Below are 15076 nucleotides of genomic sequence, written 5' to 3' on the forward strand. Positions count from 1 at the left end.
ACTAACAACTACAATACAATAGCTTGGAATTTTCTTTAGAAAAACATATTATAACACACCTTAAAAATGGCGACAAACAAGCCATTAATTTGTTATACGAAAATTATGCTGATGCTTTATTTGGAGTCATAAAAAAAGTGATTTCGGATGACGACTTAGCGCAAGACGTGCTTCAAGAGACTTTAATAAAAGTTTGGAAAAAAGGTAAAAGTTATAATCCTGATAAAGCCAAATTATTCACTTGGCTATACCGCATTGCATATAACTCGGCAATCGATAAAATTAGATCTGTAAATAATAAATCTAATAAAGAAGTCCAAATCGAAGATTCAAACGTATATAAACTGACAACTAATAGTTTAAACGAGGATGTTTTAGATATTAAAAAGCATTTAAACACGTTAGACGAAAAGTATCAAATAGTTATAAACGCGCTCTTTTTTGAAGGAATGACGCAACAAGAAGCGAGCGAAGAATTAGACATACCGTTAGGTACAATAAAATCAAGATTAAAAATTGCGTTACGTGAATTGAAAAAATTTACAACCCTTAATTGTAAAATGATGAATCAGAAAGTAAAAACATTTTTAGACACTGACTTATTAGACAGATATTTAATAGGTCTAACTACAGCTTCAGAAACTTTAGAGGTAGAGCATTACATATCAGAATACCCACAAGTTAAAAAAGCATTTCAAAAGCTTGAAGACAAGCTAGAATTTACTACGCAATTAAATGCAGTAAAAGCACCAAAATCTATTTTAGATAATGTTCTAGATACTTTAGACGATAAACCAGTAATAGCATTAAAACCAGAAAAATCAAAAAAATGGTATAGCTTAGCAATTGCTGCAAGTGTGGCTGCACTATTATTTGCAGGAAGCTCTGTTTATCTACTTAATCAAAACAATAATTTAGTAGATGAAAATCAAACTATCGCTGATGAAATCTTTGATTTAAGAAGTGATATTTCCAATAACAATAGTACTTTAAATAAAGTATTACAACAGTTTGAACAATTAAATAATCCTGAAACAGAAAAATATGTGTTAACAGGAAATACTAGAGCTAAAAACCTTAAAACTGTAGCTTACATTAATCCAGAAGAAAAAAAATCTATGATTGATGTAGTATCCTTACCTCAATTACCTGATGACAAAGTATATCAAATTTGGGCTAACTTACAAGACAAAATGGTTAACCTTGGTGTGCTAAGTGAAGCAGACAGACGCTTACAAGAAATACCATATACAGAAGATGCCTTAGGTTTAAGTATATCCATAGAACCTAAAGGAGGTAGTCAATTTAGATCAAATGACACACCTGTTGCAGAGATCTCGTTAAAGATTAACGACTAATTAGTTTTACTATATAAAAAAGCCTCATAACTATTATGAGGCTTTTTTTATGTCAAAATTTGACGATTTAATCCTTACTAAACAATGCTTTATGGATTAAACCAGCTACAATTGCACCTGCAATTGGCGCTAACCAAAACAACCATAGTTGTCCCATATATTCACCACCTTCGGCAAATAAAGCTTGACTAGTTGATCTTGCTGGATTAACAGACGTATTTGTTATAGGAATACTAATTAAATGAATTAAAGTTAAAGCTAAACCAATAGCAATACCTGCAAATCCTTTTGGTGCTTTAGGGTACGTACTTCCTAATATTATTAATAGAAAAAATAAGGTCAAAATAAACTCAGTCACCAACGCAGACATCATGGAATAACCATCAGGTGACAAACCGCCATAACCATTAGCAGCAAAACCACCTTGACCAGAAAATCCTGCTTTACCAGAAATAATATATAATAATGCTGCAGCTGCTAAAATAGCTCCAACTAATTGTGCAATAATATAACCAGGCAGCTCCTTTGCAGGAAACTTGCCACCAGCCCATAAACCTATAGATACTGCAGGATTAAAATGCGCTCCAGATACGTGACCAACAGCGTAAGCCATTGTTAATACGGATAATCCAAAAGCTAGAGCTACACCAACAAATCCAATGCCTAAATCTGGATAACCTGCTGCAAAGACTGCACTACCACAACCTCCAAAAACTAACCAAAAAGTTCCAAAACATTCTGCCAATAATTTTTTCATAATCTAAATAATTAAAAGTTAAGGGTTTAAGGTATTTAAAAAAAACAAATGTTTAGACACTTATTTTTCGCTTGAATAAAAAATTCGATAAAAAACAACTTTAATAGATATAAAAGACAAAAACACTATTAGAGGTTTTATAAAACCTTTACATTATTCTTTAAAATTTAGTATCTTTGTGGTCACAAAAAAAAGAAAAATAATTTGAAACTTTTACTACTTACATTAGGTCTTCTAGCATTAGGTTTTGCTGGAATAGCAATTAAAATATGGGCAAAAAAAGATGGTAAATTTGCTGGTACTTGCGCAAGTCAAAATCCAATGTTAAATACAACAGGAGAATCTTGCGGATTTTGCGGTAAAACTCCAGATCAGTTTGACAACTGCAACGAAACGCAACATTCTTAACACATGCTAATACTTGAGGTTTTATTCTACAGCTTTGTAGCTGTGGTTGTTATTCAGGTATTATATTATGCTGTATTATTTGGCAGCTTTGCTTTTTCTAAAAGTGTTACAACCTCTTTAAACAGAAACTATCCAATTTCTGTAATTATCTGTGCCAAAAACGAAGCACAAAACCTTAAAAAATTTCTACCTAGCATATTAAATCAATCGTATCCCAATTTTGAATTGGTACTAATAAACGATTCATCTCACGATGAGACTTTAGATGTTTTTGAAGATTTTAAATCTAAACATAACAATATTAAAATTGTAGATGTCAAAAATATTGAAGCCTTTTGGGGAAATAAAAAATACGCACTCTCACTAGGCATAAAAGCTGCCACACACAATCATTTACTGTTTATTGATGCAGATTGCCAACCGGTTTCAAACCAATGGATCAACAAAATGAGTCAAAGTTTTAATGACGAGAACACCATTATTTTAGGTTATGGTGCGTATAATAAAATAAAAAACTCATTTTTAAATAAACTAATCAGATTTGAAACCTTGCTGACTGCAACACAATATTTTTCGTTTGCTAAAGTTGGGATTCCTTTTATGGGTGTTGGTCGTAATTTAGCCTACCATAGAGATGAGTTTTTTAAAACAAATGGTTTTATTAAACACATGAAAATTAGATCTGGAGATGATGATCTTTTTATCAACGAAGCTGCTAATGCAACTAACACCGCAATTTGTTACCATAAAGAAAGTTTTACATCTTCCATACCAAAGACTTCATTAAAAGATTGGTTTAAACAAAAACGCAGACACGTGTCAACTGCTCAATATTATAAATTTAAACATCAATTTTTATTGGCTAGTTTCTATATCTCGCAAATACTATTTTGGATATTAGCGATTGTATTAGCCATAACCACCTATTTATGGCCTTTTGTTTTGGGTCTAATTATTTTACGTTTTATCATTCAATTTTTAAGTTTAGGCTTTTCAGCAAATAAATTAGACGAAAAAGACACCATTTTATTGTTACCAATCCTAGAAATAACCTTGATTGTATTGCAATTTAGTATCTTTATAGCCAATAAAATTTCAAAACCAAATTATTGGAAATAGAAGAAGCAATAAAAAGAGCCAAACAAAACGACCAAAAAGCGTTTAATTATTTACTTCATAATTATTGGGATAAGGTTTATGGTTTTCAACTCAAACGCATCCAAAATGAAAACGATGCAGAAGACATTACCATTCAAACCTTCTCTAAAGCTTTTGACAAAATAAAAACTTACGACAGCAAATACGCATTTAATACTTGGTTAATTACAATTTCTAAAAACATTCATATTGATATTATTAGAAAACAAAAAAACAGCATTAAACAGGCTATTTCAAGTACAGATGACAATGCTCTCTATCAAGTTTTAGACGAAACACCATCTGTTGAAGACAAACTAATTACAGAACAAAATTTAGCTAAATTACTTCGTGACATTAAAAAGCTAAAACCACATTATCAAGAAGTAATAAACCTAAGATACTTTCAAGAATTAAGTTACAAAGAAATTTCTGACGAGCTAAAAGAGCCGATTAATAATATAAAAGTAAAGTTACTTCGTGCCAAAAAATTATTAGCAGAAATTATTCAAAAAAAGTAATTATTAGCTTACCCTACTTTACTCCTACTCCTTAAATTTTAACCAAAATACTTCGTATCTTTGCATCTACAAAATTGCAACTATGAACACAGAAACTGCATCAAATATATTACCAGAAAGACAACCTAAACCAAAATGGTTACGCGTTAAATTACCAACAGGTAAAAAATATACAGAATTAAGAGGATTAGTAGATAAATACAAATTAAACACTATTTGTGCATCTGGAAGTTGTCCAAACATGGGAGAATGTTGGGGAGAAGGAACTGCAACTTTTATGATACTTGGAAATGTTTGTACTAGATCATGTGGATTTTGCGGTGTAAAAACTGGACGTCCAGAAGATGTTGATTGGGACGAACCAGAAAAGGTAGCACGATCTATAAAAATTATGGGAATCAAACATGCTGTATTAACAAGTGTGGATAGAGATGATTTAAAAGATATGGGAAGTATTATGTGGGCAGAAACAGTAGATGCTGTTAGACGAATGAATCCACAAACAACCCTAGAAACATTAATCCCTGATTTTCAAGGTGTAGAAATGCACATTGACAGAATTATTGATGTAGCTCCAGAAGTGGTCTCTCACAACATTGAAACCGTAAAAAGACTAACCAGAGAAGTCCGTATACAAGCTAAATACGAAAGAAGTTTAGGTGTCTTAAAATACTTAAAACAACAAGGACAACGCAGAACAAAGTCTGGGATTATGCTAGGTCTTGGTGAAGCGCGTGAAGAGGTTATTCAAACTTTACACGATTTACGTGATAACGATGTGGATGTTGTTACCATTGGTCAATATTTACAACCAAGTAAAAAACACTTACCTGTTAAACGTTTTATACTTCCTGACGAATTTAAAGAGTATGAAGAAATAGGACTAAAACTTGGATTTAGACATGTAGAAAGTAGCGCATTAGTACGTTCTTCATATAAAGCACAAAAACACATAAACTAAATATGATTACAGTAGCTATTAATGGTTTTGGACGTATTGGAAGACGCGTTTTTAGACTACTACATAATAATCCCAATATTAAGGTTGTTGCCATAAATGATTTAGCAGATGCAAAAACGTTAAGTCATTTACTAAAGTATGATAGTATACATGGTGTGTTTCCTGCTGAAATTTCTTCCACAGAAAACACTATACTAGTAAACAATGTGTCTGTTTCACTTTTAAACCAAACACATCCTAAAACTATAGATTGGTCCCAATTTGCTCCAGATTTTGTTATTGAAGCAACCGGAAAATTTAAAACTACAGAAGATTTACAACATCATATAAACAATGGAGCTAAGCGCGTAATATTAAGCGTACCTCCAACTGAAGATGATATTAAAACTATTGTTTTAGGCATTAATCAAAACGATTTAGATGGTACTGAAACTATAATATCAAATGCCTCATGCACTACAAATAACGCAGCTCCAATGATTGACATAATCAACGAGCTTTGCGGTATTAACCAAGCATACATAACAACAATACACTCGTACACCACAGACCAAAGCCTACACGATCAGCCACATAGGGATTTACGACGTGCTAGAGCTGCTGGACAAAGTATTGTACCAACAACAACTGGAGCTGCCAAGGCTTTAACAAAAATATTTCCTGAGTTATCAAATGTAATTGGCGGATGCGGAATTAGAGTTCCTGTAGCCAATGGATCGTTAACAGATATTACTTTTAATGTCAAAAAAACGGTCACTATTGAAGCCATAAATCAGGCTTTTAAAAATGCATCTAAAGGCAAATTTAAAAACATCTTAGAATATACTGAGGACCCAATAGTATCCATAGATATTGTTGGCAATCCACACTCCTGTATTTTTGATGCTCAAATGACCTCTGTTATAGGTAACATGGTAAAAATTATTGGATGGTATGACAACGAAACTGGTTACTCTAGCCGAATAATAGATTTGATTTCCAATTTATCGGAATAAAAATAACTTTTAGAGTATAAATATTTATATTTGTTTTTATATACCCAACCAATGAAATCCCATTTTATAAAATTTTTCACGTGCTTAATATTGTGTTTTGTAGGATTAAATCTACAAGCACAAAACTTAACAGAAAAAGAAAAGGAAGTCATTAAGAGCAAAATAAACTTTAACATTAGTCAAGCTCAAAAAAATATTGATAATAATCAATATTATAAAGCGCAAAGTGATTTAGACGAAGCCTTAGCATTGGCTAATCAAATTAATGACAATAAAAACATTGGTTTAATTTACTCAAAAATTGGAAAAATTCAATTTATTACTGAGGAATCTAACGAAGCCCTTCAAACGCTAATTAAAGCTATTGAAAAGCAACGCTTTGCAGAAGATAACATTAACATAGCAGAAACTTACAAAACGATTGGTATCGTTTACATGAGTAAAAATAATTTTAATCGCGCACTAGATTATTTTACATCTGCAGAAGGTCTTTTTGAAAATGAAGACTTACATGATTTTGAAGCAGAGTCGGTTCTATATAAAGGTGATGCCTACTATAACTTAGAAAACTACGAAGAAGCAGAAATAGAATATGAAAAAGCGGTTAGTATATCTAAAAGCTATTTAAACAATAAAATACTTAGTAGCGCTTACGTCCATTTAGGAAAAAATAAAATAAAATTAGGTCAATTTGATGAAGCTGAAAAGTTAATTACACAAGGATTAACCATTGCACAAAAAAACAACTTCCCTTCCATTACTAACATTGCTTATGCTTCATTAAGTGATATTTATAACGAAACTGAAGATTACAAAAAAGCAAATACCTATTTAAAAAAGCACATCAAACTTAACGACTCCTTGCTAATGGCTAAGCGTGGTTTTCTTTCTTCAGATAAAAGGTTAGACAAACTTTACAGTAATCCCGTAGAATACCAAAAAGAAAAAGAAGCTGATTTAGAAAAAGAGGCAAGCTCAACTTGGTTAGAAAAACTAACAACAATATTAAGTATTGCTTTAATTACAATTTTATCATTATTGACGCTTTCGTTATATAAAAACAATAATATTAGATTAAAATCTAATAATATTTTACATAAAAAAAATGCAGAATTAACCATTGCAATGGAAAAAGCAGAATTGGCTACCAAAACCAAAGCTAATTTCCTATCTACTGTAACGCATGAGTTAAGAACACCTTTATACGCTGTAACAGGATTAACAAATATGCTTTTGGAGGAAGACCCAAAACCTGGCCAAGTACAACATTTAAAATCACTTAAATTTTCTGGTGATTACCTTTTAACTTTTATTAATGACATCCTTCAAATTAATAAAATTGAAGCCAATAAAGTAGATATAGAACCTGAAGTTTTTAATCTTAAAAAGAAAGCTGAAAATGTTATGTCAGCATTAAATAATTCTGCTTTAGACAACAATATCACCTTGCATTTAGAATACGACAGAGACCTACCAACTAATTTTAATGCAGATCAATTAAAAATCTCTCAAATACTAATTAACCTAATTGGTAACTCTATTAAGTTTACAAAGGATGGAGATATTTGGATCAGAATTATCAAACAAAATCAAAATGGAGAAAACTTTGAAGTTAGATTTGAAGTAGAAGATAATGGTATTGGAATTAGTGAAGAAAAGCAACAAAATATGTTTGAAAGTTTTTCTCAAGGATCAATTCAAATCAACCGTAAATATGGAGGAACTGGACTTGGTCTTTCCATTGTTAAAGGATTGATAGATATATTAAAAGGAAAAATTTACATGAAAAGTCAGCTAGGAAAAGGAACTACCTTTTTCTTTGAAATACCTATGAAAAAAAGTAATGAGATTATTGTTGAGAAAAAGGCAAACTACTTTAACGAAATTGACGAAATTGAATTAAGCAACATCAAAATACTAGTTGTAGAGGATAACAAGATCAACCAAATGATCACCAAAAAAATCCTGAATAAAATGAAACTGTATTGTGACGTTGTGGATAATGGTGAAGAAGCTGTAGATATGGTAAAAACCACCAAATACGATGTTGTTTTAATGGACATCCACATGCCAGGAATTAGCGGTATGGAAGCTACAAAAATTATCAGAACCTTTGATAAAGAACTTACTATTTTTGCATTAACTGCTGTTACTATTGAGGATAAAATGCAAGAATTTGAAGAAGCTGGATTTACAGATATTATACCTAAACCTTTCAAGCAAGAAGACTTCGAGAAAAAACTTTTTAATGCCTTAATGCTATCGGAAAAAGGAGATAATTCTACCCTAAACCATACGTCTTAATAATAGCATCAAACTTATCACTGTTATCAATATCTATTTTAATAGGTAGATAAAATAATTTTCCTTGTAAAGAAGCTTCAGTTTTTAAACGCATGTAATCTTTTTCTGTAGTAATTATCAGCTCATACTTTGATAAATACTCAATTTCTGAGGATAAAAACTCGTGATGATCTTTAAAATTTAAATGTTCAAAAGTTAATTCTTTACGCTTCAAATAAGACACTAATGGTTTTGCATTAGCAATACCTGTTACCAATTTAAAATCACCTATTAATTGATCCAATGCAATTGTCTTGTTTTCAGAATATACTTTATCACTATAACGTATCTTACTAAAAAACACCTGTTGATAAGCTAAAGGTTTGATTTCAGCAATTATATCCTGTTTATTAATTTCTGTTATCTCTTCTGGACATTTGGTTACAACTATAATATTTGCACGCTTAGCTCCTGACTTTGGTTCACGTAAATTACCAGTTGGCAATACAATATCTTTAGTATATCTGTTATCAAAAGTGGTCAACATGATATTTAATCCTGCTTTAACTTTTCTATGCTGAAAAGCATCATCCAACAAAATAACATCTGGCTTATCCTTTAAACGCAATAAATTAGAGATACCAGATTGTCTATCTGCATCCACTGCAACTTTAATATCTTCTGAAAACGTATTATAAAACTGAAAAGGCTCATCTCCTAGAATTGTCGCATTAGTCGTAGCATCACCTAGCTTAAACCCTTTACTTTGGCGTCCATACCCTCGACTTAAGGTAGCCAAATTAACATCATCTTTTAATAAACGTATTAAATACTCAACCATTGGTGTTTTTCCAGTTCCTCCTGTACTGAGGTTACCAACACAAATAATTGGAAAATCATAAGATTTAGAAGCCAACCAACCTTTATCAAACATGATGTTTCTAAACCAAGTTATTAAATAATAAAACGGTACAATAGGAAATAAAATAAATCTTAAAAACTTCATTTAATACATTTAAAGCTCATTTATCTTTTTATAAAAACGAAATGGAGCAAACAATAATAGTAACGAAAGTAAATATTTTATATTTGTTTTAAATATTAAAGACCAAAAAGTATGTTGATAAAAGACCTTGTTAATCACCTTGAAGAAATTGCGCCTTTAAAATATGCCGAAGATTTTGATAACGTAGGATTATTAATTGGCGATAAAAACACTAAGATAACCAACGTATTGGTAACTTTAGACACATTGGAAGATGTGATTGACGAAGCAATTGCTAAAAATTGCAACTTTATATTAAGTTTTCACCCAATAATTTTTAAAGGACTTAAAAGTCTTACCGGAAAAAATTATGTAGAGCGTACCGTTTTAAAAGCTATCCAAAACAACATTGCTATTTACGCTATACATACAGCTTTGGATAATGATAAAAATGGTGTTAATGCCATGTTATGTGATCAACTTAACTTAACTAATCAACGCATATTAATACCACAAAAACAAACCATAAAAAAACTAACAACTTACGCACCAGAATCAGAAGTTGAAGCCATAAAAAACGCCTTATTTAAAGTAGGTGCAGGACAAATTGGAAACTATTCTAACTGTAGCTTTACAACAAAAGGGATAGGATCATTTAAACCTAATCAAGAAGCTAATCCTACAATAGGTCAAAAAGGAGAAAATTATATCGAAGCTGAAACACAAATAAATGTCACCTTCCCAAAACATTTAGAATCTATCATTTTACAAACTTTATTTAAAACACATTCTTACGAAGAAATAGCTTTTGAAGTAACCACTTTAGAAAATATAAACCAAAATATTGGTATGGGAATGATTGCAGAACTAGAAAATTCCAAAACCGAAATTGAGTTTTTGCATTATTTGAAAGAAAAAATGGATATTTCAGCAATTAGACATAGTAAATTAACAAATAAAAGAATAAAAAAAGTTGCTGTATTAGGAGGTTCTGGAAGCTTTGCTATAAACGCAGCAAAAGCAGCAGGAGCTGATACTTTTGTAACTTCAGACCTTAAATATCATGATTTTTTCCAAGCAGAAAACAACATTTTATTAGTAGATATAGGACATTATGAAAGTGAACAGTACACAAAAATTGGTTTAGTAGCAATACTTACGAAAAAAATCCCTAATTTTGCATTCATTTTATCGAACACAAATACCAATCCTGTTAAGTATTTTTAAAATATGGCAAAGACAAAAGAAGCAACAGTAGAAGATCGCCTAAGAGCGTTATATGATCTACAATTAATAGACTCTAGAATTGACGAAATAAGAAGCGTACGTGGAGAATTACCTTTAGAGGTTAGCGATTTAGAAGACGAAGTTGCAGGATTAAAAACTAGATTAGAGAAATTAGAAGATAGTTTAAGCTCTGTAGATGCTGAAATTACTGCTAAGAAAAATTTAATTGAAGAATCTAAAACTTTAATTAAAAAATACTCTGAGCAACAAAAAAATGTTAGAAATAACAGAGAATTTAATTCTTTAACTAAAGAGGTTGAATACCAAGAGTTAGAAATTGAATTAGCTGAAAAGCATATCAGAGAATTTAAAGCTCAAATTGAGCAGAAAAAAGACGTTATTGCTAAAACTAAAGAGCATAACAAAGAGCGTGAAAACCACTTGAAACATAAAAAAAGTGAGTTAGATGCTATCTTAAAAGAAACTGAAAAAGAAGAAAAAGCACTTATAGACAAGTCTGAAGATTACAAGAAAAAAATCGAAGCGCGTTTAGTAAAAGCTTACAACCGTATTAGAGTAAACGTAAAAAATGGTCTAGCTGTTGTACCAATCGAAAGAGGTGCATCTGGAGGATCTTATTTTACAATTCCACCACAAGTACAAATGGAGATTGCTGGACGTAAAAAAATTATTACGGATGAGCATAGTGGACGTATACTTGTTGATGCTGCTTTAGCAGATGAACAAAGAGAGAAAATGGAAAAAATGTTTTCTAAATTATAGAAACCTTTTTCATTATAATATAAAGCCTTTACATAACGTAAAGGCTTTTTTATTGCTATATATTTATTTTTTTAAGAAATAATTATAAGTAAATAAGCAAGGATATTATAATTTATACGTCCAATTGAAAAAGAAAAGAAAAATGAAAAAATTATTATCAGTATTATTTCTAGCCTTATTATTTAGCTGTAACAATCAAGCCCAAACCAATCCTAAACAAGAAGCTATCAAAACAGCAACTCCAGTAACTGTTGCATTACAAAACGGAAAAGCAAAAGCCTATTTTGCAAGCGGTTGTTTTTGGTGTGTAGAAGCTGTATATGAAAGCGTTAAAGGTGTAGATGAAGTTATTAATGGATACGCAGGAGGTCATACGCAAAATCCTACTTACGAGAAAAGTAACACAGGTCAAACAGGTCATGCTGAAGCAGTAGAAGTTATATACGATCCAAAAATTGTGAGTTTTGAAACTTTAGTAGACGTTTATTTTGCTTCGCAAAATCCAACACAAGTAAATGGTCAAGGTCCAGACAGAGGCAGTCAGTACAGATCTATTATTTTTTATCAAAATCAAGAACAAAAAGAAATTATAGAAGCAAAGAAAAAGGCATTAGCTGAAAAACTAAATAGCACAATTGCTGCCGAAGTTTATCCTTTTCTAAAATTTTGGATTGCAGAAGACTACCATCAAGATTATGAAAAATTACATCCTGAAAATCCTTACATTCAAAATGTTTCGATTCCTAGATTAAATAAGTTTAAATCTAAGATGCCAAACATCCTAAAATAAAACGCCCTAAAAAACTGTTTATCGGTTAAATAAGTTATTTTAGCGATTAAAATTAAGCTGTAAATGTAATTAGACTTGCTAAGTGCAATACTAATTACATTTACAATAAATCGTTATTTAACCTATTAATCCATGAAACAAAAATTACTTATAATATTTTCTATCGTTTTCTTTTCAATTTGTTCTGCTCAAAATACAGAAGTAGTTTTATCTGTTAATTGGCCACAATGGTCAACAGAAAATAAAGTTGAGTTTTATGATCCTAATGGAACATTATTAGTGACTATAGATAACGGTTATGATGGATCTGGTAGTCAAGCAAATCCTTACTCCACTTCAACCATTCCAATGGATTACCCAGTAAACAATAGTACTACTGCTGGTTACTATGTTATCGTTTATGATACTTATGGTGATGGATGGAATGGATCAGGTAGCTTAACCATTACCACTGATGGTCAATCGGCATTTACATTTAATGGTTCCTTTAATACGTCTGCTACCAATAGCGAAATTTCGCAAACAATCTACTTTGCTTTAGAACAACCTGCTCCTCCTTTTCCGGGAATATCTCAATTTGATTCCAGCGGAAACAATTATATTGAATACATACCAGGTAATATTCCAATTATAATTTCAGCACCACATGGTGGCGTAAAACAGTCAGGTCTTACTATTGGAGGCACTTCATATCCTGATAACGATAATAGTTTACCTGATAGAAACTGCGGAACGGTTGAAAGAGATGACAATACTGATATATTAATTAGAGAAATACAGCAATCTGTATATGATCAAACAGGTTGTTATCCATACATTATTATAAACAATTTACACAGAAGTAAATTAGATCCAAATAGAGCGTCTGCTGAGGCTACATGTGGAGATTCAGATGCGCTATTTTACTGGAATGAATACCATAATTTTATTGACACTGCAAGTGCTGATGTAATGAACACGTTTGGCAAAGGTCTTTACATAGACTTACATGGTCAAAGTCATGCTATACCAAGAATAGAAGCTGGTTATAATATTTCCGCTTCAGATTTAAATAACACAACTACAAATTTTCTTAATACAGTATCTAATTCTACAATTTCCAACTTAGTAACTAATAACATTGGAGGGTTAACACAAGAACAATTAGTAAGAGGTCCAAATAGTTTAGGTGGTATATTTAGTGATACTGGAGGTGCTTTTTACAACGCACAAGGTTACTCTCAATGTGGTGTTAGTAGTGGATATCGTACGCTTCCAAGTGACTTTAATGGAGGATCAACAAGTTGTGATGACACACGTCCTTATTCTAACTCCTATTTTGATGGAGACTTTTACAGCAATAAACGTCATGGATCTGGACCTGCAGCAAGCGATGGACTTGGTGGTGGTGGAAGTATAGATGGTATAATGACAGAAGTTAATAGACGAGTAAGAGATTTAGGGACTTACAATGGAAATACTTATGATACTAGACCACAAACATTAGTACCATTTGCTGATGATTATGCTACAGTTATAGTATCTTTTTTAGACATACATTATAACGATTTTGCAGATTTTGAATACGCTTCAAACAGTTACAGTATAACGGATAGCAATCCAATGCCTATAATTACAGGTAGTGCAATTGGAACGTTCTCTAGTACGCCAGGATTAGCAATAAATGCAGCAACTGGAGAAATTAATACAGCAGCATCAACAACAGGAAATTATACAGTCACTTACCAAATTGATGCTTGTAATAATTATAGTTCAACTTTTTATTTGGATATTACAGATAGCACATTAAGTGTTATGGATATTGAAAATATTAATTTTAAGTTATACCCAAATCCAACTGATGGTCTGGTATCATTTAAATCTAACACACAAGTAACCAACTTTAAAGTCTATAATATATTAGGCCAACAAGTAATTGATAAAAATCCAAATAGCAAAGAAGCTACAGTAGATTTAAGTCAAATTAAATCAGGATCTTACTTTATAAAGATTTATAGTTTTGATAAACTTATAGGTTCAAAAATGATTATCAAAAACTAAAGCTTAGTTGCTTTAATTTCAAAAATAAGAGGATATAGTTTTTCTTTTAATTCAAAATTGCCAGATTTAGTTTCTATTAAGTCTGGCAATACGCTATACGGACTTTCATCATATTCATTTAGATAGTCAATGTGTAACCCAGCTTCGGTTAAGGCATTTATAACTTCGCCTAAACCATGATTCCATGAATAGGTCTTAGATAGCACATCAGCAGTTTCATCTGCATAAGTACCTTGTTCTTCTTCATAAATAACCTCATCCCTATTATAAGCATAGCGCATTACAGGCTTTTTTTCTAAATAATCAAACATCCAAACTATCGGATGAAATTCTGCAATATAAAAGACACCTCCTTTGTTTAAACGCTCAGCTATCATTTTTCCCCATGGTTTTAAATCTGGTAGCCAACCTATAACACCATAGCTTGTAAACACTATATCAAAAGTTTCCTTGACATGACTAGAGGTATCTAAAACATTACAACAAACAAATTTGGCATTTAAAGACAAATCGTTATTTAATGTTTGAGCTAATTTTATACCTTCATCACTAATATCAACACCCACGCACTTAGCTCCTAACCTGCTCCAACTAAGTGTATCTTGACCAAAATGACATTGTAAATGCAACAACGATTTACCGCTAACATTTGGTAAAGCCTTTAATTCATAGTGCTTTAAGGATGTTTCTCCTTTTTTAAAGGCATCCATATCATAAAAGTCACTCGTGGCATGAATTTTTACTTTTTCGTTCCAAGTAGATTTATTGGTGTTAAAATAATCAGTTTTCATAACATTGGTATTTGTTCCCAATTTAATATTTCTATTTTAA

General features: G+C 31.3%; 13 protein-coding genes and 2 pseudogenes. 12 read left to right on the forward strand and 3 right to left on the reverse strand.

The features are described 5' to 3' along the window. Positions 1–23: 23 nt before the first annotated feature. Both AC0L3M_RS08355 and AC0L3M_RS08360 read left to right on the forward strand, forming a co-directional pair. Positions 24–553 (forward strand): annotated as a pseudogene (locus tag AC0L3M_RS08355) (RNA polymerase sigma factor). A 349-nt stretch (positions 554–902) separates the two neighbouring features. Next, positions 903–1358: pseudogene (locus tag AC0L3M_RS08360) on the forward strand (anti-sigma factor); the annotation flags it as partial. 67 nt (positions 1359–1425) lie between these two features. Here AC0L3M_RS08360 and aqpZ read toward each other — a convergent pair. After that, positions 1426–2115, reverse strand: coding sequence for an aquaporin Z (gene aqpZ, locus AC0L3M_RS08365; RefSeq protein ID WP_473430429.1), 690 nt, complete (start codon positions 2113–2115; stop codon positions 1426–1428). Between the two features lie 204 nt (positions 2116–2319). Between aqpZ and AC0L3M_RS08370 the strand changes: the two genes are divergently transcribed. The 6 genes from AC0L3M_RS08370 to AC0L3M_RS08395 all read left to right on the forward strand — a co-directional run bounded on the left by AC0L3M_RS08370 (position 2320) and on the right by AC0L3M_RS08395 (position 8441). Further along, on the forward strand, positions 2320–2523 hold the full coding sequence (locus AC0L3M_RS08370; protein ID WP_028283727.1) for a hypothetical protein: 204 nt from the start codon (positions 2320–2322) through the stop codon (positions 2521–2523). 3 nt (positions 2524–2526) lie between these two features. Continuing rightward, the gene (locus AC0L3M_RS08375) at positions 2527–3642 is read left to right on the forward strand and encodes a glycosyltransferase (RefSeq protein WP_473430430.1); all 1116 of its coding nucleotides are present in this window, start codon (positions 2527–2529) and stop codon (positions 3640–3642) included. Further along, positions 3633–4181, forward strand: coding sequence for an RNA polymerase sigma factor (locus AC0L3M_RS08380; protein WP_473430431.1), 549 nt, complete (start codon positions 3633–3635; stop codon positions 4179–4181). The genes AC0L3M_RS08375 and AC0L3M_RS08380 overlap by 10 nt, the downstream gene beginning before the upstream one ends. A gap of 82 nt (positions 4182–4263) precedes the next feature. Then, positions 4264–5142 (forward strand): lipoyl synthase, encoded by an 879-nt coding sequence (gene lipA, locus AC0L3M_RS08385; RefSeq protein ID WP_145002852.1) that lies wholly within the window; start codon positions 4264–4266, stop codon positions 5140–5142. A gap of 2 nt (positions 5143–5144) precedes the next feature. Further along, positions 5145–6137: a type I glyceraldehyde-3-phosphate dehydrogenase gene (gap, locus tag AC0L3M_RS08390; protein WP_145002855.1), complete on the forward strand. Its 993-nt coding sequence runs from the start codon at positions 5145–5147 to the stop codon at positions 6135–6137. 51 nt (positions 6138–6188) lie between these two features. Beyond that, positions 6189–8441 carry a tetratricopeptide repeat-containing hybrid sensor histidine kinase/response regulator gene (locus tag AC0L3M_RS08395; RefSeq protein ID WP_473430432.1) on the forward strand — a complete coding sequence of 751 codons (2253 nt, stop codon included), beginning with the start codon at positions 6189–6191 and terminating at the stop codon, positions 8439–8441. Here the strand turns inward: AC0L3M_RS08395 and lpxK are convergent. Then, a complete protein-coding gene (gene lpxK, locus AC0L3M_RS08400; protein ID WP_473430433.1) occupies positions 8419–9426 on the reverse strand; it encodes a tetraacyldisaccharide 4'-kinase in 1008 nt (335 codons plus the stop codon). The two genes, AC0L3M_RS08395 and lpxK, sit on opposite strands and share 23 nt — an antisense overlap. Positions 9427–9537: 111 nt before the next feature. Between lpxK and AC0L3M_RS08405 the strand changes: the two genes are divergently transcribed. The 4 genes from AC0L3M_RS08405 (at position 9538) to AC0L3M_RS08420 (ending at position 14245) form a co-directional block, all read left to right on the forward strand. Next, positions 9538–10632: a Nif3-like dinuclear metal center hexameric protein gene (locus AC0L3M_RS08405; protein WP_473430434.1), complete on the forward strand. Its 1095-nt coding sequence runs from the start codon at positions 9538–9540 to the stop codon at positions 10630–10632. 3 nt (positions 10633–10635) lie between these two features. Continuing rightward, positions 10636–11415, forward strand: coding sequence for a zinc ribbon domain-containing protein (locus AC0L3M_RS08410; protein WP_145002867.1), 780 nt, complete (start codon positions 10636–10638; stop codon positions 11413–11415). 142 nt (positions 11416–11557) lie between these two features. After that, positions 11558–12205: a peptide-methionine (S)-S-oxide reductase MsrA gene (msrA, locus tag AC0L3M_RS08415; protein WP_473430435.1), complete on the forward strand. Its 648-nt coding sequence runs from the start codon at positions 11558–11560 to the stop codon at positions 12203–12205. Between the two features lie 132 nt (positions 12206–12337). Further along, positions 12338–14245, forward strand: coding sequence for a T9SS type A sorting domain-containing protein (locus tag AC0L3M_RS08420; protein ID WP_473430436.1), 1908 nt, complete (start codon positions 12338–12340; stop codon positions 14243–14245). Here AC0L3M_RS08420 and AC0L3M_RS08425 read toward each other — a convergent pair. After that, positions 14242–15036 carry a class I SAM-dependent methyltransferase gene (locus AC0L3M_RS08425; RefSeq protein ID WP_473430437.1) on the reverse strand — a complete coding sequence of 265 codons (795 nt, stop codon included), beginning with the start codon at positions 15034–15036 and terminating at the stop codon, positions 14242–14244. The two genes, AC0L3M_RS08420 and AC0L3M_RS08425, sit on opposite strands and share 4 nt — an antisense overlap. Positions 15037–15076: the final 40 nt, after the last annotated feature.

This window comes from Olleya sp. KJ81-1, from assembly GCF_055808135.1.

Excerpts from the sequence above, each read along its gene's own strand:
- aqpZ (WP_473430429.1), bottom strand. The coding sequence starts at position 2,115 with ATGAAAAAATTATTGGCAGAATGTTTTGGAACTTTTTGGTTAGTTTTT.
- AC0L3M_RS08375 (WP_473430430.1), top strand. The coding sequence starts at position 2,527 with ATGCTAATACTTGAGGTTTTATTCTACAGCTTTGTAGCTGTGGTTGTT.
- lipA (WP_145002852.1), top strand. The coding sequence starts at position 4,264 with ATGAACACAGAAACTGCATCAAATATATTACCAGAAAGACAACCTAAA.
- gap (WP_145002855.1), top strand. The coding sequence starts at position 5,145 with ATGATTACAGTAGCTATTAATGGTTTTGGACGTATTGGAAGACGCGTT.
- AC0L3M_RS08395 (WP_473430432.1), top strand. The coding sequence starts at position 6,189 with ATGAAATCCCATTTTATAAAATTTTTCACGTGCTTAATATTGTGTTTT.
- lpxK (WP_473430433.1), bottom strand. The coding sequence starts at position 9,426 with ATGAAGTTTTTAAGATTTATTTTATTTCCTATTGTACCGTTTTATTAT.
- AC0L3M_RS08405 (WP_473430434.1), top strand. The coding sequence starts at position 9,538 with ATGTTGATAAAAGACCTTGTTAATCACCTTGAAGAAATTGCGCCTTTA.
- AC0L3M_RS08410 (WP_145002867.1), top strand. The coding sequence starts at position 10,636 with ATGGCAAAGACAAAAGAAGCAACAGTAGAAGATCGCCTAAGAGCGTTA.
- msrA (WP_473430435.1), top strand. The coding sequence starts at position 11,558 with ATGAAAAAATTATTATCAGTATTATTTCTAGCCTTATTATTTAGCTGT.
- AC0L3M_RS08420 (WP_473430436.1), top strand. The coding sequence starts at position 12,338 with ATGAAACAAAAATTACTTATAATATTTTCTATCGTTTTCTTTTCAATT.
- AC0L3M_RS08425 (WP_473430437.1), bottom strand. The coding sequence starts at position 15,036 with ATGAAAACTGATTATTTTAACACCAATAAATCTACTTGGAACGAAAAA.